Annotated in this window: 15 protein-coding genes and 6 pseudogenes; 13 read left to right on the forward strand and 8 right to left on the reverse strand. The window is 60.4% G+C overall.

The window, feature by feature from the left end:
- Positions 1-141: 141 nt before the first annotated feature.
- Positions 142-426 (reverse strand): helix-turn-helix domain-containing protein, encoded by a 285-nt coding sequence (locus ACVIYL_RS22320; RefSeq protein WP_456779783.1) that lies wholly within the window; start codon positions 424-426, stop codon positions 142-144.
- Positions 427-655: 229 nt separating this feature from the next.
- On the opposite strand from ACVIYL_RS22320, the gene ACVIYL_RS22325 reads away from it, so the two are divergent.
- From ACVIYL_RS22325 to ACVIYL_RS22355, 7 genes and pseudogenes are all read left to right on the forward strand, one after another.
- Positions 656-907: a DNA -binding domain-containing protein gene (locus ACVIYL_RS22325; RefSeq protein WP_456779784.1), complete on the forward strand. Its 252-nt coding sequence runs from the start codon at positions 656-658 to the stop codon at positions 905-907.
- 681 nt (positions 908-1588) lie between these two features.
- A pseudogene (locus ACVIYL_RS22330) lies at positions 1589-2676 on the forward strand (IS630 family transposase).
- A gap of 926 nt (positions 2677-3602) precedes the next feature.
- A pseudogene (locus ACVIYL_RS22335) lies at positions 3603-4548 on the forward strand (formylglycine-generating enzyme family protein).
- Between the two features lie 12 nt (positions 4549-4560).
- Positions 4561-4761 carry a hypothetical protein gene (locus ACVIYL_RS22340; protein ID WP_456779785.1) on the forward strand — a complete coding sequence of 67 codons (201 nt, stop codon included), beginning with the start codon at positions 4561-4563 and terminating at the stop codon, positions 4759-4761.
- A 2-nt stretch (positions 4762-4763) separates the two neighbouring features.
- Positions 4764-6311: a pyridoxal phosphate-dependent decarboxylase family protein gene (locus ACVIYL_RS22345; RefSeq protein ID WP_456779786.1), complete on the forward strand. Its 1548-nt coding sequence runs from the start codon at positions 4764-4766 to the stop codon at positions 6309-6311.
- 501 nt (positions 6312-6812) lie between these two features.
- Positions 6813-7220, forward strand: coding sequence for an NAD(P)/FAD-dependent oxidoreductase (locus ACVIYL_RS22350; protein WP_456781981.1), 408 nt, complete (start codon positions 6813-6815; stop codon positions 7218-7220).
- Positions 7154-7544 (forward strand): annotated as a pseudogene (locus tag ACVIYL_RS22355) (DDE-type integrase/transposase/recombinase); the annotation flags it as partial. The gene ACVIYL_RS22350 and the pseudogene ACVIYL_RS22355, both read left to right, overlap by 67 nt.
- A gap of 112 nt (positions 7545-7656) precedes the next feature.
- Here ACVIYL_RS22355 and ACVIYL_RS22360 read toward each other — a convergent pair.
- The 3 genes from ACVIYL_RS22360 to ACVIYL_RS22370 are packed head-to-tail and all read right to left on the reverse strand — an operon-like array spanning position 7657 to position 9196.
- Positions 7657-7959: a hypothetical protein gene (locus ACVIYL_RS22360; RefSeq protein ID WP_456779787.1), complete on the reverse strand. Its 303-nt coding sequence runs from the start codon at positions 7957-7959 to the stop codon at positions 7657-7659.
- Positions 7941-8711, reverse strand: a complete 771-nt coding sequence (locus ACVIYL_RS22365; protein WP_456779788.1) for a zinc ribbon domain-containing protein — start codon at positions 8709-8711, stop codon at positions 7941-7943. Before ACVIYL_RS22365 ends, ACVIYL_RS22360 begins: the two co-directional genes overlap by 19 nt.
- The gene (locus tag ACVIYL_RS22370) at positions 8636-9196 is read right to left on the reverse strand and encodes a recombinase family protein (protein ID WP_456779789.1); all 561 of its coding nucleotides are present in this window, start codon (positions 9194-9196) and stop codon (positions 8636-8638) included. Before ACVIYL_RS22370 ends, ACVIYL_RS22365 begins: the two co-directional genes overlap by 76 nt.
- 736 nt (positions 9197-9932) lie before the next feature.
- Here ACVIYL_RS22370 and ACVIYL_RS22375 point away from each other — a divergent pair.
- Positions 9933-11128 (forward strand): annotated as a pseudogene (locus ACVIYL_RS22375) (IS3 family transposase).
- 671 nt (positions 11129-11799) lie between these two features.
- Here ACVIYL_RS22375 and ACVIYL_RS22380 read toward each other — a convergent pair.
- Positions 11800-12678 (reverse strand): annotated as a pseudogene (locus tag ACVIYL_RS22380) (DUF262 domain-containing protein); the annotation flags it as partial.
- A 69-nt stretch (positions 12679-12747) separates the two neighbouring features.
- Between ACVIYL_RS22380 and ACVIYL_RS22385 the strand changes: the two are divergent.
- The gene (locus tag ACVIYL_RS22385; protein WP_456781867.1) at positions 12748-13827 is read left to right on the forward strand and encodes a xanthine dehydrogenase family protein molybdopterin-binding subunit; all 1080 of its coding nucleotides are present in this window, start codon (positions 12748-12750) and stop codon (positions 13825-13827) included.
- Positions 13828-14067: 240 nt separating this feature from the next.
- Entirely contained in the window at positions 14068-14709 is a 642-nt protein-coding gene (locus ACVIYL_RS22390; protein WP_456779790.1) for an HD domain-containing protein, read from the forward strand.
- A gap of 383 nt (positions 14710-15092) precedes the next feature.
- Here the strand turns inward: ACVIYL_RS22390 and ACVIYL_RS22395 are convergent, their stop codons facing one another.
- The 3 genes from ACVIYL_RS22395 to ACVIYL_RS22405 form a co-directional block, all read right to left on the reverse strand.
- Positions 15093-15335, reverse strand: a complete 243-nt coding sequence (locus tag ACVIYL_RS22395) for a DUF3768 domain-containing protein (protein ID WP_456781868.1) — start codon at positions 15333-15335, stop codon at positions 15093-15095.
- A 39-nt stretch (positions 15336-15374) separates the two neighbouring features.
- Positions 15375-15695 (reverse strand): hypothetical protein, encoded by a 321-nt coding sequence (locus ACVIYL_RS22400; RefSeq protein ID WP_456779791.1) that lies wholly within the window; start codon positions 15693-15695, stop codon positions 15375-15377.
- Between the two features lie 80 nt (positions 15696-15775).
- Positions 15776-16153, reverse strand: coding sequence for a hypothetical protein (locus tag ACVIYL_RS22405; RefSeq protein ID WP_456779792.1), 378 nt, complete (start codon positions 16151-16153; stop codon positions 15776-15778).
- Between the two features lie 337 nt (positions 16154-16490).
- Here ACVIYL_RS22405 and ACVIYL_RS22410 point away from each other — a divergent pair, with 337 nt between their 5' ends.
- The 3 genes and pseudogenes from ACVIYL_RS22410 (at position 16491) to ACVIYL_RS22420 (ending at position 19055) form a co-directional block, all read left to right on the forward strand.
- Positions 16491-17315: an ATP-dependent nuclease gene (locus ACVIYL_RS22410; RefSeq protein WP_456779793.1), complete on the forward strand. Its 825-nt coding sequence runs from the start codon at positions 16491-16493 to the stop codon at positions 17313-17315.
- Between the two features lie 157 nt (positions 17316-17472).
- A pseudogene (locus ACVIYL_RS22415) lies at positions 17473-17799 on the forward strand (type I restriction-modification enzyme R subunit C-terminal domain-containing protein); the annotation flags it as partial.
- Between the two features lie 17 nt (positions 17800-17816).
- Entirely contained in the window at positions 17817-19055 is a 1239-nt protein-coding gene (locus ACVIYL_RS22420; RefSeq protein ID WP_456779794.1) for an N-6 DNA methylase, read from the forward strand.
- The last annotated feature ends 334 nt before the right edge of the window (positions 19056-19389 follow it).

Below are 19389 nucleotides of genomic sequence, written 5' to 3' on the forward strand. Positions count from 1 at the left end.
TGAGCCGCAGAAGCGGCGATACAGCGAGGCACGCCTGCGGAACCTTTGAGACAACTTCCAGCCCAGAGACCTTCGGCATTCTCCATCACACCGCGCAAGGCGGCATTCGCCGGAAACTGAGCGCGACCAAGTGTCGATCAACTATCCTCTCCTCGGCGGTTTAAGAGGCGCGCGCTTACGACCTTCATGCAACATATTTGGAGCTTTGGCGCGTTTGGAATGCTGAACAACCAATTCGAATGGATGAACACCCAGCGCGTCGGCGATGCGATCGAGGATATCAATTGTCGGGCTTTTCGACTGCCGCTCGAGGCTCGCCAAGTAGGAGCGGTCAATCCCAGCCTCATAAGCCAACTTCTGCTGCGAAATACCGCGATCCACGCGGATCCGACGCACATTTAGGGCCACTAGAGCACGAGCTTTCATGCGCCGATCATGTCTGCGCCCGGATATTTAAACCACTGGCTATAAGCCAACTATTTGGGTCGACACACAATCCATCAGCACACCGCACGATCGAGATAAAGGAACGCTCGCAACGCGATCGAGCAAGTGCTTTAAATGAGGCTGGAATCTCTATGGGGAACCTGTAGGGAACACTATAAAAAGCTCACAATCTCCAGCGATCCTTGCCAGCTTGAGCCGGGAAACTGCTATGCCATTCGACGCCGCACCGAGCGATCCGACCCTGACCCCGTATGACCGCGAGCACGCCGTTACCTGCATGCGTCTATTGGATGCGGATGCGGACGGTGCCGACTGGCGGGAAGTCGCGGAGGTCGTGCTGCAGATCGATTCCAAACGCGAGCCGGAGCGCGCCCGCCGCGCCTATGAGAGCCATCTCTCCCGCGCCAAGTGGATGAGTAGACACGGTTATCGGCAGCTCTTGCGGAGCGGCTGGACTTAACCTTCGATCAGGCGGCGTAGGATGGCTTCCGCGCGCATAGCGACGGCCATGTAATGCCGCGCGGCCTTGGTGGACTTGTGCCGATCCGGATCATTCTCGGCGATATCAGGATTTGCGAGAAGGCGCTGCAGTCGTGTTCGGCGCCAAGCCTACACGCGACGCAGGCGCGGCAGAACCGCTTGCTTTACCGCATGGGTCTGTTTAAGCTTCCTCGGCGTCGTTATTCCTTGCGCCGTGAGTTGCGAGATTAGCGCAATTTCCGGCTGCGTCGAGGGATAGCGAAGGCAGCTGCGTGCATCCGGCGCTGGTGAAGGCGCCGCTGCTGCAGAGCTTCGAGAATACGACATCGCACATACGCCGCTGCGCGCCGAAAGCGGTATAGAGAAGCATCGCGCCGCCTGATCGACCTGCGTTGCAAGGCTCTTTGACAAAACCGAAGCGATTGGCCCGCTCGCACCGTCCGAGGCGGCAGCCGCGTTCGATCATACGTTCGGCGCGCTTGCACGCCAGCTCGTGATTTGGGTTGCGAGGCCGGACTGAACAAAGTTTGTCGTGAATCTCCGATCGCCTGGGCTATCGGGAAAATCCCTAAGTTGAAGCGCGCTGCTAGTGTTCTGTCCCGTTAGTTCGTAGCATAATAATTGCATGTGTTTCGGGTGTCCCGATCGAAGGAGATACCCGATACGCACCGGACGCCCGAAGGCCATGCTGACGATTTCCAGCGACGAGCGCACGCAGCTCACGGCCATAACACGGTCGCGGTCGCTCCCTGCGGCGCCGACGCTGCGAGCAAAGATCGTGCTTGCCTGCGAACGTCAGCCGAGCAACGCCCGTCGTGGCGACGCGGCTTGGTATCGGTCCACATACGATCGGCAAATGGCGCAATCGCTTCATCGCAAATCGCATCGAGGGTCTCTACGACGAGATACGTACCGGCAGGCCCCGCATGGTTGAGGATGAGGCTGTGGCCGAGCTGATCACCAAGACACTCGCTCGCAAGCCCAAAGCCGCAACCCATTGGAGCGTGCGCGCCATCGCCCAACAGACGGGAATTGCCAAAAGCACGGTTCATCGCCTGTTCCAACTGTTCGGTCTGCAACCTCACCGTACCCGCAGTTTTAAACTCTCGACCGATCCCTTCTTTGTCGAGAAGTTGCGTGACGTCGTCGGGCTCTATCTCAATCCGCCTGACAAAGCCGTGGTGCTTTGCGTCGACGAGAAGAGCCAAATTCAGGCCCTCGAACGAACCCAGCCCGTGCTTCCTATGGGATTCGGCTACATCGAAGGTGTCACCGACGACTACCAGCGTCATGGCACGACCACCTTGTTCCGCCGTCCTCAACGTGCTCGACGGTGAAATCATCGCTCAATGCAAACCCCGCCACCGCCACCAGGAGTTCCTCGCCTTCCTGCGTCACATCGAAGCTAACGTGCCGGACCAACTGGACATCCATCTCGTCGTTGACAACTACGCCACCCACAAGCATCCCAAGGTCAGGGCCTGGCTCGCCCCGGCCGCGTTGGCACATTCACTTCACGCCAACCTACGCCTCCTGGCTCAACCAGGTCGAACGCTTCTTCGCGCTCATCACCCAACGCGCCATCCGGCGAGGATCGTTCGATTCCACCACGGACTTCGTCACAAAAATCGACCGCTTTATCCGCACCCACAATGCAAAGTCACGTCCCTTCATTTAGACCGCTACGCGGATTCCATCCTCCAGATACTCGCGCGACTTTGTCGACGAATTTCCGGGACAGAACACTAGCAGCACGTGGTCTTGCGGCGCTTGCCGCAAGGGGCACGCGCTTGATGCGCGTTCGTTTTGAGAGACTGCCGATTCCGGCGGAGTGCGGTGAGCCCGCGCCAAGTTGGCTTCAACGTGACCGATTCCACCGGCGCGAGTTTTCGGAAACGGTTGTTGGCGATCAGCCGTTCAGGGCCGTAGCATCCGACGCCCGACGTCGCTGCCTGCATTCTCGCGGGAGATTTGAAGTGCCGTCTCCGCCGTCGGTCTGGTCGGTGATCGCACACCATGCGCGTCGAAATCACTGGATAAGCCGTAGTGCAACGATCGAGACCTGAAAATGTCGGAATGCGGACAAAGCGAGCACAAAGTGGTGCTAACTGTCGAGTATTCGCTGGCACGAACAATGCACACCCTCGACGTGCCTGGGGCACCTTCCCTCCCTTAGGCATGGCTACCATCGCAAGTTGAGGCCGTGGCTGGCCAGTGAGGTTAGCGGCGCGTGACATAAGGCAGGGACGGCGCCTACTCGGCCGATACCGACGGACGTCTTGTCACGTCGCCGCTAACTTTCAACGCTGTGAACAGCGTGTTTGTGATCCGCGTAGAATTTGCGCGTCATAGAGAGAACAGATGGATCCGGGCGGCAGGTGAAAAATGGCGAGAAAAAACGCGCGGCCTGGTCCGTGGGCGCGACCCGGCTGGTATGGCTGGCCGATTGGGGGAGCAGTGTCGGCGGGCGCGGCGATTGGCTCTGTCGGAACTGCGGCTGCGGCGACATGGGCGGGTGCGCCGCCGGCGCCGGGCATGTGCTGGTACTACACCGATCCGTCCAAGACGCAGGACTTCTGGGATTATTGTTCCCGATAAGCATATGCGGGTGGACCGCCATCTTCCAGATCGACCTTGGGCGCGCTGAGTCTTCGCGAGATATTCGGACCGACAGCATGGTCTCGATTCCAGGCGGCACGTTCCGCATGGGCTCCGGTCATCATTATCGGCAGGAAGCCCCGTCGCACCGGGTCAGGGTCGACGGCTTCTGGATTGACCGTACCCCGGTCACCAACGCGCAGTTTCGCTCGTTCGTGAAGGAGACCGGCCACATCACGGTGGCCGAGACAGCACCGAATCCGGCACACTATCCCGGTGCGCTGCCGCATATGCTTTACGCCGCCTCGCTGGTGTTTGAGCCGCCGCACCGGGTGCACAACCTGCGGGACTTGGGCCCATGCTGGACCTTTATGCGGGGCGCGAACTGGCGCCGTCCTTACGGTCCGCGCAGCAACATCGATGTGCTCGGCGAGCATCCCGTCGTCCACGTCGCGTATTCGGACGCGCTCGCCTATGCCAAATGGGCCGGCAAGGAACTCCCCACTGAAGCCGAATGGGAATTCGCTGCACGCGATGGGCTCGAAGCCGAGGAGTACGTCTGGGGCAATGCCCTGACGCCCGGCGGCAAGCACATGGCTAACACTTGGCAGGGCAGCTTTCCGATCCAGAATCTCTGCGAAGACGGCTTCGATCGCACCTCGCCGGTGACCGCACTCCCAGCGAACGGATACGGCGTATGCGACATGATCGGCAATGTCTGGGAGTGGACCGCCGACTGGTGGTCGGCCCGCCATGAGGCCGACGCCGCGAAGCCCTGCTGCATCTCGCAGAACCCGCGCGGGGGCGGCGAGGCGGCGAGCTACGATCCCTGCCAGTCAGCGATCAGGAGGCAAGGTCCTGAAGGGGGGCTCGCATCTCTGTGCGCCGAACTACTGCGGGCGCTATCGCCCCGCGGCTCGGCAACGCGAGCCGATCGATACGTCAACCAGTCATCGCGGCTTTCGCTGCGTGGTGCGGTCGCCCGTACCTTCTCAACTACCGCAAACGCCGTCTGAAAAGTAGAGGGAGTATTGAATGAGCAGCGACAACGACAAGACCGTCGAAACGGAGCAGGTGATCAACCCCAAGAATAGCCGTTTCCGTGCGACCGTTCGTTCATCCCTTGTTCTTGCGCTGTGCGACCTTTTCCAGGGCCCGCGTCAAGGCGCGACAGCCGCCGACATGACGGATGCCTCCTCGCCTGTTGCGATGGGCCAGCGTTCAGTAAGGAGCTGACAGTGCCCGGCACCGGTGAAGCGCATCACTTGGGTCTGCTCCCGCCGACCAATGAAAGCACCCGCGCCGCTTTCGTCTACGCCATGCAGCGCGTCATAGATCACGTGATGGAAAGTTGGGACGAGCAATCCGCTCCGACCAGCGGCATCAAGTTTGACCAGCTTAAGCACCTGCTGGCGTCGCTCGAAGTGTGCCCGGCCGCCGGCCGCGGTCTCGATGCCGTCATGCTGGAGGTGCGCGAGCGGATCATGCCGCACTTCGTCTCAGTCTCGCATCCTCACTATGTCGCGCATATGCATTCCGCGCCGATATTGCCGTCGTTGGTTGCGGAGTTTCTGATCAGCGCGAGCAACCAGTCGCTGGATTCGTTCGACCAAGGCCCATCTGCAACGGCTTTGGAATGCCATGTAGTGCGTTGGCTGAGCGATCTCGTGGGGTTCGGCGCGGCCGGTGATGGCGTGTTCACGAGTGGAGGAACGCAGGCTAATCTCATGGGGCTGATGCTGGCTCGCGATCACGCCCAGGCGAGCGAACAGAATACTGTGAGGATATCCGGCTTGCCGGCCGAGGCACGGGGGTGGCGCATTCTGTGCTCGGAGCTCGCGCACTTCTCAGTCGCCAGAAGTGCCCACATCCTGGGTCTCGGCGAATCCGCAGTCGTGCCGATCGAGGCCGAGCGCGATGGCAAGTTGAGCGCGGACCGGCTCGACCGGGCGATACGGTCCGAGGCCGGTCGAGGTCATCGTCCGATCGCGCTGGTGCTGACGGCCGGCACCACCGAATGCGGCTCAATCGATCGAATCGAGGAATGCACGCGTGTGGCCCACGGCGCGAACGTGTGGGTCCACCTGGATGCTGCCGCCGCCGGCGCGCTGCTGCTGAGCGATCACGCGCCGCTTTTGCGCGGTGTCGAACTCACCGATTCCGTCTCAATCGACTTCCACAAGCTGCTGTTCCAGTCCATCAGCTGCGGAGTCTTCATGGTTCGCAGGCGTGCGACGCTATCGATCCTCGACCGGTCGATTGCTTACCTCAGCCCGAGCGATAAGGCCGATAGTCTCGGACCGAATCTGGTCGGGAAGTCGTTGCAAACGACGCGCCGGTTCGATGCCTTGAAGGTGTTCATGTCGCTGCGGGCGCTCGGCAGGGAACGTGTGGGCGAACTGCTCGACCTGATGCTTGCGCAAGCGCAATTTGCCGCGGAGGAGATTGAGAAATCGACGGAGCTCGAATTGCTGGTCCGGCCCGAAACCAATATCGTATTGTTCCGATGGCGACCCGCTGGGCAGAGCCTGCCGGAGGCGCTCATCAACGAGGTCAATCGGCAGCTTCCTGGCCGTCTCTGGAATGATCGAATCGCCGTCATCGGGAAGACAGTTTACCGGGGTCTCGCAGCTCTGAAGCTGACCCTGCTGCATCCCGAATGCGCGAAAGAGCGGGTCATCCCGGTGCTGGCCGCGATCGAAGCCTGCGCGGGCAAGTTCGGCGCAGAGTTGTGGTCAGGCGCTGATCGTCTGGACGAAATGCTATTGGTCGGAGCAGGCAAGTGACGGCTCATGACGGTCTTCTTGTTGAGCGGGTAAATTGGGGCGACGCCCGATATGAGCATGCACGCTGGCGGAGTTCGAAAACTTCGGTATCCCGAAGCGGTTTGCGACCCCGGACGACATAGCCGCGGGATAACGCGACGCGTGTCCAGCGCGGGACAGAAGGCCGGCGGGTGACGTTCGAACGACAGGACAAGACATATCGCGCCAAGTGCCGTCTCCTGATCGATGTTGCCGGGCGAGGGGCGCGCCGGTTCACTGCTGTCACCGGTGCTCATCATGTCGACGACAAGCTTGCCCGTGCATGGGTCGTGCTCGAAACGTCGCGCTGCCGGCCGGCTGCGTGCAGGTCGAAGCCCAAGCTGACGGCTGGTGGTACGCTGCGCCGCTACCCGAGCAGGCGCGCCATTCCATACCGACGCCGATTCGCCGGCTGCCCGTGACGGTCGAACGCTCCCGCGCCTGCTTGCAAGGGCGCGACGATTGCCGATGCTCGGAGGCCTATTGCATGATGCCGGCTGGGATCAAGGCGAACGCGGCTGTTGCGCGGCGCAGGGAGCCTGGCTCGAAACCGCCGCCGGCGGAAACGGGCTGACCGCCGGCGACGCCGCGCTTGCGTTCGATCCGATCGCGGCGCAAGGTCTGTTCAATGCGCTGTATCTCGGCCTTGCCGCTGGCGAGGCGGCAGATCGCTGGTTCGACGGAGAAGATGTGGCGCTCTCGGAATACGCCGCCGAGATCGGTCGTATTCGGGACACTTATGTCAATCATCGCGCCGCTTTTCTAGCTCCTCCGGCTAACGCCAGTGTCCGGTCAAAACGAAGGGCAGTTCAGCTACGCTTACGAATGACCGTTGGTCGCTCGACTTTGTGTCGGATTAGCTTACCGACGGACGCCGCTTCCGCATCCTGACCGTCGTCGATGATTGTACCCGTGAGTGCCTGGCGCTGGTGGCCGATACCTCGCTCGCCGGCGTCCGTGTGGCGCGCGAACTGGACCGGCTGATGATCGAGCGCGGCAAAGCCCAGAATGGTGGTCAGCGACAACGGCAGCGAACTCACCAGCAACGCAATCCTGTATGGGCCGACCAGAGCCGTGTCGAATGGCACTACGTCGCGCCGGGCAAGCCCATGCAGAACGGATGAGCTGTTGAACGAGACGTTGTTCACGTCACTGGCACAAGCCCGCGTCGCACTTGGATGTTGGCAGGCCGATTACAACTGCGCATCAGAACACCCATCTGGCTATGTGATTGAAGAGAAGAGATTTTGTTGAGCGGGATGCGATCCCGTGGGGTATTTTGGGTTCTGTCGCGCTCGTTCGGCGATAGATTGAGCAGCAGTTGTTGTCAGCGAGGTGCGGGCGAAGATCCAAGGACCACCGGCAGAGGATGGATGGATTCGATCTCGTCGACGTCAACGGCGAGCCGGAGCGTCTTGGGTGCGATCTTCAAGCGCTTTGCGGCATTGCCAAGGTTGAGCCATGGCTCGATCCCGTCCTCCGCGGGCTTGAACACCGGGATGTGGTAGTTCGAGCGCATTGATGTGATGCGCTCGCGGGTCCAGCGATTGCCATTGCCGGTCTTGAGGCCGTTGCGATTGAGGAGGCCGGCAATCAGATCGTCGCTGGCGATCAGCACCAGTTGACGCACGGCCTGGATGATGTCGGCAGAGGTGCTGTTGCGCTGTCCGCGCCGGGGCTCGGCAAGCGCAACTCGCTGTGGGCGCCACCCACCCAATTGACGATGAGAACGATCTCCGAGGCCACGTCGTCGATGTCGGCCACGACCTCATGAATGAGGGTGCGCACAATGCGCTTCTTAAGACGAGCATCCGTCGTCGGCGCATCCCAGACCGTTTTGAGGTTCGAGGCTAGAATGCCGAACGAAGCTGGATCAGCAATGGGTGCGGGCGTCGCCACATCATGCATGGCGATCTTGCCCTCGATCTCGGCCGCGTGAGCGAGCGCCCAGCGGGCTTCCAGCTCACTGGCCACCAGCCGGTTCGCGGGATCAGCGGCATCGTACTGCCGGAAAGCCCTGTCGGCGGCATAGCGCGCCGCTTCGAGGTCGCGACTGACAGCATCGCGTACCTGATCGCGCCGTTCCCTGGCTCCCTTGGCGGCAGCGGTTGCGGCGGCGACAGCGCCCGGACCGACGACTCCAAGCAGTGCTTCCTCGATGGCATCATCGACGCGCAGTCCGCCGAAGGCGATGCAGTGGGCCCCGCCATTGTCCATCCAGGCGCGGCTGCAGCTGTAGCGCGGGATATGGTTTTCCATGCCGGAGTACCGGAGTGTGAGCTTGCGACCGCAGCGCTTGCAGCGGATCAGACCGGCCAGCAGCGCGTCACCATGCTTGGGCGCGCCGTGATGCCGACTGGTGAGAACATTGCTGCTGACCATGGTGTGAATCGCCTCGAACTTCTCCAGCTCACATACCCTTCGTGAGTGTTGGGCTTCAGCGTCAGCCATTCGTTCCGCGCCTTGCGGCGGATCTTCACGCTCACGCCCGCGGTGCTGTATCCCGCCGCCACAGCCGTCTTACCATAGGCATAGGCGCCGCCGTAGACCGGGTTCTCAATGACCCGGTGGATGGCAGAGTAGTTTGGTCGCCGCCAGGCCGTGTCGCCGTTGGTCTGCTTCACCGGCAGATCGAGATTGTACTCGTGGAGCCAGCAGAGCGCCTGTCGCGCGCTGCCCAGCACGCGAACGTCGTCACGAGACATTACCAAACCCTCACTAAGTTCGTGAGGGGCAACAAGCTTGCGTGGATCGGGTCTGCCTTCATCGGCGATCCGCGTCTCTATATCGAAACGATTCGACTCCCAGTAAGCGGGGAGCATGGCGTAAAGGCCCGCTGGCGAATAAACGTCGACTGGCGTTCGCAATCCGGCCGCCCAAGCATTGTATAGCAGCGGGCCAAGTTCGAGATTATGATCGGAAGGTTGTGCGTGATGAAAATGTACCGTAGCAGGGGCAAGCGCAGTCCTGCATCGACCAGCTTGAAGGTGACGCCGTAACCGGCGTCGACTACGTACGGAACCCCCTTATAAACGAGCAGATTTGCCGGCGGGCTGGGCGAGTAACCGGTGATGTTCGGGCCGCCTCGCGTCCCGAGCAGCACGATGCGGTCGGGACCGGGTCCATTTGGGGGCTGCTGTGCAACCGTTGCTGTCATTTCGGCTGTCCTAATCTGCGGCGGTTGCAGCCGGGTTTGCACCCAGCAAGGCAACTATTCTGTGCTTCAGCTCTTTGCGTCGAGCGTCGCAAAAAGCTTCAAACTCCGACAATGAGTCTGGAAGCCCATCCAATATGTGTAGGAAGATGTACTTTTCCCGGCGGGATGGATTGCTCTCTCTCTCGAGTTCAACCATTCGAGCGGCATAGTGGTGAGCTTTTCCTGATTGATCGCGCCCTCCATTAGTTGAAGCTTCGGAAGCGTATTCGCGAGTTCGATTACCTCATCCACTCCGTTTTCAGCGATGCCAGCTGCGAGCAGTTTCCGGCGCTTGAACAACGAATTGGGAAAGATATGGTCGACATGCAGGGTCTTGGTCGTGTTGACCTGCCCCTGAGTAGTTCCTCCAGATGGAGTTAGAGTCCGGCCCGAGCAAGGACGGACAGATGAAGCGAGCAAGGTTCACGGAAGAGCAGATTATCGCAGTGTTGAAGGAGCATGGGGCTGGGGCGACGACAGCTGACCTGGCTCGCAAACACGGAGTCTCCGAAGCGACGATCTACAATTGGAAGGCCAAATTCGGCGGCATGGAAGCTTCCGAAGCCAAGTGGCTGAAGTCGCTCGAGGATGAGAACGCGAAGCTGAAGAAGCTTTTGGCCGAGCAGATGCTCGACGCGGCCGCCCTTCGCGAGCTTCTGTCAAAAAAATGGTAGGGCCCGCCGCCAAGCGCGCCGCTGTGGCGCACCTGAAGGCCGTGATGGGCCCTGTCGGAGCGACGGGCCTGCATGATCGTCGACGCGGATCGGAGGATGATCCGCTACCGATCTCGCCGCGCTGCGGATACGGAGCTTCGTGCCCGGCTGCGCGACCTCGCCCACGAGCGCCGACGGTTCGCCTACCGTCGGCTGTTCGTCCTGCTGCGACAGGAGGGCGAGCCATCAGGGCTCAACCGCATTCACCGGATCTATCGGGAAGAAGGACTGACGGTCCGCAAGCGGCGGGCTCGCCGCAAGGCCACGGGGTGCCGGGTGCCGATCCTGGTGGAAGCGAAGCCGAATGCGCGCTGGTCGCTGGACCTCGTCCACGACCAATTCGCCAACGGGCGTCGCTTCCGCATCCTCAACATCGTCGACGATGTCACCAAGGAATGTCTGGGCGCCATTCCTGACACATCGATCTCGGGCCGGCGTGTGGCGCGGGAACTGACGACGGTTGTCGCGCGGCGCGGCAAACCCGGCCTGATCGTCTCCGACAACGGCACCGAACTCACCTGCAACGCCATGCTGGCCTGGTGCAAGGAAACCAGGAAACCGGCATCGACTGGCACTTCATCGCACCGGGCAAACCGATGCAGAACGGCTTCGTCGAGAGCTTTAACGGCCGGATGCGCGACGAGCTCCTGAATGAGACGCTGTTCTTCGGTCTCGACGATGCCAGGGCCAAACTCGCGGCATGGGTCGCCGACTACAATGGCGAACGCCCCCATTCCTCGCTGCAATACCTCACGCCCGCGGCCTACGCCGCCTCTCTCACCGCAACGGACGCTCGGCTGCGCAACCCCGACCAGCTCCGCCGATCGTCCGTTGCTCCACCCGCGCCACTTGGCGTACAAACCACCGAGACTCTAACTGCCGCTGGATGAAAGTTCAGTGGCAGGTCAGTGTCGACCGTATCAAAGATCAGGTTCAACAAGGCAAAGGTACGTGGCTCTTCGTACTGCAAATCGACGAGTGCGTCGAGTTCATCAGCAGCAAATGAGAGAGTCTTGCCGCGCCGGGTCATCTCCTCCTCTATTTCAACTTGGGGGAAAGCGTTTTGGCCACGCTGGGCAATGACCTCTCGCAGCGATGTTAAAAGCGTATCAAGGCCAGAGCCCCAAATGCCAGAAGCCTTGAGATAGGATCGAGCCAGCCATCGCCGGATTGCAGCGCGGTCCTCCGCGTGGCGTCCGTGCGTGAGGAAGTCATTCTGCGCCTTGCGGCGGTACAAATAATACGCGATTGGCAACAGCGCGCTGTCGGCACGAAGGGTGTGGCTGGTATAGCCAAAGTCCGCCACGAGCTGCGCCGTTATCTGGAGCGCCTGGCTCACAGTGGGCCACGCCGCTTCCAGAGTAGCCATATTCTCGCGATCGAAATTTTCGACCTTGAAGCCGACCGATTTTATTTCTGCCAACATCAGGCCCGCTTTCAGAACAAAATCTTTCGAAAATGTGAACCCGCCGCCAATCCCGTTGAGCGAGTTGACCAGCTCATTCACCTCATAACGCGCGTCGATTTCCTGCCAATTCGCAACCGCAATGGAGAAAAGCAAATCGGAATGAGACAGTACGGTGCCACCAGAGTTCATCCGGATGAAGATATCCAGCACCCTGTTAAGGTCCTGATCCCGCTCCGTGTAGGAAGAAATGAGTGGCGTCTTGTGGACCAGCCGATGAAGGAGATCGAGGCGTTGATAAGCACGGTTCTGTTGTTCCTTCGACAGCTCGTGCTTGTTGACTTGCTCGAGAATGCCGAAACCTTCACTCAAATTGAGTACGGCCCCGACGCGAAACCACAGCCGGTTCTGAGGGAGGTCCGTTATTTCCTTGGCGCGGTCGCGCGTGAGAAAGCGGAAATTGTAAAGGAGGCCGTCTTCTGGATCGTCGACCTCTCCGAGAAGATCCAAATAAAGGAAGGTTTCCGGGTAGGCTTGGTCGTTCGAGCGGCGCTTGTTGGGAAGCTTCATCGCTCGTGAACCGCTGAGCCCGATGTTGAGCGCTGTCAGCCGTTGCTGGCCATCAAGTACAGCGAGTACCTGACGATCGCCAAGCGTGGGTAATTCTTTGCACGTGCGAGTATCGCGCTCGTGATAGCGCCGCATAAACTCGTAAAACTTGTACTTGGAAGCTTTGCCGGGCTCGATCTGCCAGAAAAGAAAAGTGCCGAACGGATATCCGCGCATCATCGAATCAAAGAGGCGGCAAATCTGGTCGTCGTTCCAGACGAACTCCCGCTGGATGGCCGGCAGAACCCATCGATTTTCGTGTACCTCGTTGAGGACAGATTTCAGCGGCAGATCGAAGGTTTGGTAAACTGGCAGCAGATTTTGAGGAGAGGCCATGGAACAAAACCAACCTGTGGGTGTGTACGGGCGATCGGGGGACCCTAACTTGTACGTTGAAAGAAAAGGTTTCAGAACCCGAAAGAACATTCCCTGTTTCTGCTTGCCGCAGCGGACCTCGTCTATCGCCCTAAGGGTCTGGTTCCGGAGTTCGCCGACCTGCCCAAAAACCGTGATGGCGCCACCGCGAGCAAGGAGGGGCGCTACATCGGAATCGGACTTGCTACCTGCCAGGAGCGGTCGGTTTTCTCGGCAACTGAATTCTGGATGCTGAACCACGAGGCCGGTTTTGCGCTGACTTCATCGCCCGAGGGTGTGAAGGTCAAGATCAATCCGACCGGCAATGCCGTGATTACCCTTCAGGCTCCCTTCTGGGGCAACAGTCCGGAAACCATGGCGACCATGCTCTTGGCCGAGCATCTGACCATGGATCCTGCAAATATCTCGGTCACGTACGCTGATACCGATAGTGGCATAGCGGGCACCGGACCGGGGGGAAGTCGCTTCACAGTGATGGTGGCCGGGGCCATCGTCTCTGCCTCTCAAGTGATCGGGAAGAAGCTGTTTCTCCTCGCTGCTCACCTGCTGGACGCCGACCCTTCCGACATGGAATTGTTCGACGGAAAGATTAGGGTCAAAGGGCGGCAAGGCGTTGAAAAGTCCATTGCCGATCTTGCAATGATGGCGCATTTCTTCCGTCTCTCGTTTCCTGATACGCCAGAGTTCGACACGGGACTTGATGCTTCCTGCACCTACGACCATCCGCTGACCACCATGCCATCGGAGGATCGCAGGGATCTAGGCATCTTCTATCCCATCATGGGCCATATGTGTCACATGCCGGTCGTCGAGGTTGACGTTGAGGCCGGCAAGGTCAAGTTTCTCGACTATGTCGCGGTGCATGACTGCGGAACGATCGTGAATCCGATTACACTCGCGGGCCATGTTCGCGGTGGTACGGCGCAGGGGATCGGTTCAGCGATCTATGAAGAGTATAAGTACGCCGACGATGGCCAACTGCTGAACGCAAACTTCGCCGACTACATTCTGCCCAGTGTCCACGACGTGCCGCCGAATATCCGTGTTGGCCACGTTGTAACGCCGTCACCCTTTACCGAATATGCCATCGCCAGCGCGATCGAGGACGCGTTGAAGCCATTCCGAGTCAAGGCGGACTTCTTGCCGTTGACGCCGCCGAAGCTGCGCGGCCTACTCCGTGAAGCGACGGCGTCCCCGTAGCGCTTTCAATCGTCACCGAGCAAGTTCGAACCCGACGGCCATAGGTAAATCGCGCACATGAGATGGATTCACCGGCCGCAAAAAGCACCGCCAAGCAGGGCCGAGCGGTTAGCCCGACCGAGGCCGATCGCGTTCATTGAAGCTGCCCTCGGCCTACCGTCCGGCTTGCTCCGAATGCCGGCTATCTGCGACGCGATGGTACCTGCTAAGGAGACGACGGACCATCGGACGAGATTCGCAATGTTGCACGAGCACTTCCTTCATCCCGAACTGGCTGTGGCCTTGCTTCCTCACGCATTCGACGTCCGCGATGGAGCGCATGATGAGGCGCATCTGCTGCGTGTGTGGCGTAACGTCGTCAAAATCGCAGATGGCGAGGGCGGGGACACGGAAATACTTGTCGCCGCCACCATTCTTCACGATAGCGTATGGGTCGACAAGGCGTCGGCCGAACGAAGCAAGGCGTCGCGGCTCGCCGCGGACAAAGCCAGCGAACTTCTTGCCGCGCTCGGTTGGTCGGATGATCGCAAGGACCGCGTTCGTCATGCGATAGAGGCGCACAGCTTTTGCGCCGCTATTCCTCCCATCAGCCTCGAAGCGAAAATCCTTCAGGACGCGGACCGGCTGGATGCAATCGGCTGTATCGGTATGGCGCGGTGCTTCTACGTTGCCGGCCTGCGGAAGACGGCGCTCTACGACATCGACGACCCAGCGGGCACCCGCAGGGAGCTCGATGACATCTCCTATGCCCTGGACCATTTCCGGACCAAGCTTCTCGGCCTGGGCGAGAATTTCTGTACGCGGACAGGGCGCAGGATGGCGATGCGGCGTTCGGCGAATCTTCGCCAGTATTATGAAGGCCTCTTGAGCGAGATCGGATAGGCGGTCTGCTCAAATGAACGGGGTGCCCGACACCACGACCAGGAGCTCGTCGATCTGCCCCACGCCCTCCGGCCGTCGCCTCAACGAGCATTGCTGCCCTTCGGAAAGTCGAATGCCGTCGCTCCGGACAAGATGCCGCCCGGCTGCAAATGTTAGCCGGCCCATGGACGTCGCCGCAGCGACCAAGACCGGGGGCGATGAACCATGCGGCGGCAACACCGTTGTATCGGTCTCGTCCCGTCGGGCTGATTTAAGTTGGGGGTGGCGATGAATGAAATCGTGGCAGCGTAGCCATCATGTCATCGTTACGTTGCTCTGCGCCGCGTTCATCGTCTCGTTGGTGACTGTAGTGCCTAGACGGGCGGCGGTTACTTCTTGTTCTATCAGTATTCATAGGCAAGCATGACCGTGACAAGACGGGTCGTCTTTTGGGGATCGGCCGGGCCTTCCGACCCCGTTTCACATGCCGCGTCATAGCAGTCGATCTTCCAGAAAAACGTCTCTCCTGCAAGCTCGAAGCTGCCAAAGTCGTGCTCGTCATGCGGATCGTTGGACGCTAAGTGGGTTTCGGCGGGGGGGGGGGAGCGTCGGCAATCTTCATCATTTCCGGGACACCGAATTCGCAGACCGGTTGGGTCCGGATTCTCGGACGATCGCCTCCGATCTCATTGGACACGTAACGAAGGAACAGCAAACGCAACGGTAAGCAGGAAAACCCGAAAACCGACGACTGGGCCGAGGAAGCATTCGCTCTGTCGAAAGACGACATGTATGACGGGCGTCACGTACGTCGCCCGATCGTTCTCGACGGAATAGGCCCGACCGGTGAGGCGTTCCGCGGCATGGCCAACGGCGCCTTCACCGCCGCAGTGCCCCAGGGCTGGAGCCAGGGCAGCCGGCCGGCCTCCAACTCGCCGATGATCTTTGGTGATGTCGTCGTAGAGGCTCGCCCGATCGTGAGCCGCCTTGCGCTGATGCTTGGTCATCGCGGATCTCCGCGACGGGCACCGGGAGCCTCTCTCCCAGCCCTCAACCCGTCACGGCAAATCCGACCGCACTCTTACTCTCAGCGGGGCGATGTGGGGCAGCTAGCCCCGCAGAAGGGGTCGGCCGAAACCGCATCCTCGCGAATATCTGCACCGGGAAAGCGGGCTTTGAGGTCCGCAGCGGAGGAGGTGTAGTCTTGAGCGTCTGCCGCGCCGAGCAGGAATAGGGCGTATTCCTGGGTGCGCGGCCGATAGGTCGCAAGCGTTCCGGGATCCCGCATGATCTGCGCAGCAAGGAACGTTGCGAGATCGAGCTTCGTGGCTTCGCTAAGATCACCACTCAGTAGACGGTCGAAAGCTCCGGCGCCTTCAGCGTCAACGATGCCGAGTTCGTTCGATTCCAAGCTCGTATCATCTGCTCCGCCTGGTTGAATCATGTACAGGTCGAAGACCTGCATCATCGCTTTCGACGATCGTTGTTTGATCTGGTCATCATTCCACTCATAGCCCCCGAGTTTGCCGTCGGCGCTGATGAATTTCTTGATCCAGAACTGCGACGAAGTGGTGGACGCGCGGTTTGCTGTTCATGGCGGGGTGGTCCAGCGGGGCAGTCTTCAGCTTGACCGCAGGTAGACCAGCGGACGGGGTTTCAGCCAGTCGAACGTGCGGTCGGCTCCACATAGGCAGCCGCGGTGATTTCTCAGGTGGATTGCCGTTGGCGATAGACTACGGCTCGGTTCAAATAGCACGAAGATTCGGGGCGTTCGGTGTAGTTTTGTCGGGGCCGGAGGGGGTATGTATCTTAAAAAATTGGTTCTCAATAACTTTCGCTCATTCGGGCAGTCAGAGATTCCGCTCTGCAAGGATCTGACGATCCTGGTCGGAGAAAACAACGGCGGCAAAAGCAACGCCATCGACGCGATACGACTCTTGACGGCGCCCCTTGGCGGGCGCCGTGAACTCTATTGCGAAGCGACGGACATCCGCTTTGGAAGTGCGAACAGAAGGTTTGAGCTGAGCGCTACGTTCACAGAGCTGAACCCTGCGCAGCGAGGCCGGATGATTTCGGCTGCGACTGATGCGGTAATTTCGGGCTGCATACTTGGCCTTAAATACGACGAGAGCGCGGGCCGGTTCCCTGTGCCCATGTTATGGGGTGGACACCAGCACGGAAGCCCGGAGCCGGGCTGCCATGAGATGGTTCGGCATGTGTATCTGCCGCCGTTGCGTGACGCGAAGCGCGCCTTGGCGTCCGGCAATCCGACCCGGATCTACGCGCTTCTGAATCACTTCCTCGAAGGAGGAGATCCGGAAGCGCATCTGCACCCGCAGCTTCAGGCCGCAGTGCTGAGCTTCCTTGACGAGCAGGCGGAGAAAACACGCAAACTGCGCGCTGGGCACCAGGGACCAGCGAGTGAGTTGCAGGTGATCGTGGCCACCCATTCGCCAAATCTATCGGCCTGGGTGGAAAGCAAGAAGCTCATCTTCTTCCGCTCTTTCCTTCCTGTGCCAGCGGAAGCCGCGCCGGCAGCAGCCGAGGAGGGGCCGCAACCGCTTGCCGGCGTGCCTGCCGAGATCATGCCAGAGATTGCGCCGAACCCGGTTTTGCCGGTCAGTTGAGGGAGGAGCGAAACGCGCTGTATTCCGCTCGCGGCGCTAGCGCTCGATCCTATCGAGCGCCGCAAGATTGATCGCTATCTGGATATGACCAAACCGGCGTTCCTTTTCGGGGGCGCGTGCTTCTCGTAGAAGGCATCGCCGAAGCTCTTCTGCTGCTGGTGGCCGTCCAGACGACGATGCCTTCGATCTGCTCTGTCAACTCGCCTGGAATGCGCCATTGAGGACTCGAAGGGAGCGTGCGGAACGCCTCAAGCGTGACCGCCGGGACTTCTTCGATCAGTACGGTGCCGATGCACGGGCCGTGCTCGAAGCCCTGCTCCAGAAGTATGCCGACCATGGCGCGGCTCAGTTCGTGCTGCCCGGCATCTTGAAAGTGCCGCCGCTTGCGGGCTTCGGCAATCCCAGTGAAATCGCGCGACGCTTCGGAGGTCCGGACAAGCTTCGCGCGGCCGTGAACGAAATGTCCGGCCTCTTGTATGCCGCTTACGAAAGCACCTCTGAATGCTGCCACATGAAAAGAAGGAAAAGGCGCCGAAGATCACGGCTCAGCGCCTCGACAGTGTGATCAAGTCCGCGCGCAACAAGATGCGCAAGGACCGCGAGCTGAAGACCGACCTAACGCGCCTTCCGACCCTGACGTGGCTGATGTTGCTGAAGTTCGTGGACGACATGGAGCGGGTCCACGAAGACGAGGCCGTGCTTGCCGGCGAGACCTATCGCAGCTTGATCGACCCTCCATACCGGTGGCGGGACTGGGCCTCCGATCCCGCGGGCATCACGGGACCGGATCTGCTTTCGTTCATCAATGGGGAGCAGACCATCCGAGCCGACGGAACGAAAGGCCCCGGCTTGTTCGCTTATCTGCGGAGCCTTCGCGGGAATGGCGCAGGGCGACAGCGCCGTGACGTTGTTTTAGCGGTGTTTCGTGACCTGCGTAATTACGCGACGAGCGGCTACGTGCCGCGGGACGTGATCAACCTCGTCAGCGACATCCACTTCGACGGCACCGAGGACATCCAGACGCTCGGGCGGATGTACGAAACGCTACTGCGAGAGATGCGGGACGCGGCGGGCCAGAACGGAGAGTTCTATACGCCGCGGCCCGTCGTGCGCTTCATGGTCGAGGTCATCGACCCGAAGCTGGGCGAAACGGTTCTCGATCCGGCTTGCGGCACCGGAGGGTTCCTTGCCGCTGCCTTCGACCACATGAGGCCCAGCGCCGATACTGTGGAGAAGCGCGAGGTCCTGCAGCGCTCGACATTGCGCGGCGGAGAGGGCTCATCGCTCCCATTGCTGTTGCCGCAGATGAATCTGCTCCTGCGCGGGTTGGAAGCGCCGGATATCGAGTTCGGAAATGCGCTGCGCTTCAAGCTGACAGAGATCGGCGAGCGTGATCGCGTCGAGGTGATCCTGACCAATCCTCCGTTCGGCGGAGAAGAGGAAGCAGGCATTCTCACAAACTTCCCTGATGATCGCCGAACGGCCGAGACCGCACTCCTGTTTCTGCAGCTCATCATGCGCCGACTGAAGCGCGGCGGGCATGGACGTGCCGCCGTCGTCGTCCCGCACGGCATTCTGTTCGGGGATGGGATAGCGGCGCGCATCAAGGCCGACCTGTTAGAACAGTTCAATTTGCATACGGTCGTTCGGCTGCCAGAAGGCACGTTCGCCCCGTACACCGATATTCCAACCAACATCATTCTCTTCGATACGTCCGGCCCGACGCGTGACATTTGGTAATGGGAGCAGCCCTTGCCCGAGGGGCGACGGAAATACTCCAAGACGCTCCCGCTCCAGTATGAGGAGCTCCAAGCTTGCCGTGCCTTGTGGTCAAACCGGCAGGAAGGATCGTGGGCCTGGAAAGTCATCGGGCCAGATCTGATCAAGAGGGATGAGCAAGGTCGCGTGACTGCCGTCGACCTACACCTGAAGAATCCGCGGGCTTTGGACGTGGGCAGATCACCGCCCGCCAGATCAGATAATTGAAAGCGCTTTCCTCAAAGAGAAGGCGGTACTGAATATGCTCGACGAGCTCCGGGTGTTGCTTGCGGAGCGATCCTAAATGAGGACAGGT

The sequence above is a fragment of the Bradyrhizobium sp. USDA 3315 genome (assembly GCF_054056795.1).

What these genes read in the sequence shown, in the direction of transcription:
- ACVIYL_RS22320 (WP_456779783.1), bottom strand. Translation starts at nt 426, where the DNA reads ATGAAAGCTCGTGCTCTAGTGGCCCTAAATGTGCGTCGGATCCGCGTG.
- ACVIYL_RS22325 (WP_456779784.1), top strand. Translation starts at nt 656, where the DNA reads ATGCCATTCGACGCCGCACCGAGCGATCCGACCCTGACCCCGTATGAC.
- ACVIYL_RS22340 (WP_456779785.1), top strand. Translation starts at nt 4,561, where the DNA reads ATGAGCAGCGACAACGACAAGACCGTCGAAACGGAGCAGGTGATCAAC.
- ACVIYL_RS22365 (WP_456779788.1), bottom strand. Translation starts at nt 8,711, where the DNA reads ATGGTCAGCAGCAATGTTCTCACCAGTCGGCATCACGGCGCGCCCAAG.
- ACVIYL_RS22390 (WP_456779790.1), top strand. Translation starts at nt 14,068, where the DNA reads ATGTTGCACGAGCACTTCCTTCATCCCGAACTGGCTGTGGCCTTGCTT.
- ACVIYL_RS22400 (WP_456779791.1), bottom strand. Translation starts at nt 15,695, where the DNA reads ATGACCAAGCATCAGCGCAAGGCGGCTCACGATCGGGCGAGCCTCTAC.
- ACVIYL_RS22405 (WP_456779792.1), bottom strand. Translation starts at nt 16,153, where the DNA reads ATGCAGGTCTTCGACCTGTACATGATTCAACCAGGCGGAGCAGATGAT.
- ACVIYL_RS22410 (WP_456779793.1), top strand. Translation starts at nt 16,491, where the DNA reads ATGTATCTTAAAAAATTGGTTCTCAATAACTTTCGCTCATTCGGGCAG.
- ACVIYL_RS22420 (WP_456779794.1), top strand. Translation starts at nt 17,817, where the DNA reads ATGCTGCCACATGAAAAGAAGGAAAAGGCGCCGAAGATCACGGCTCAG.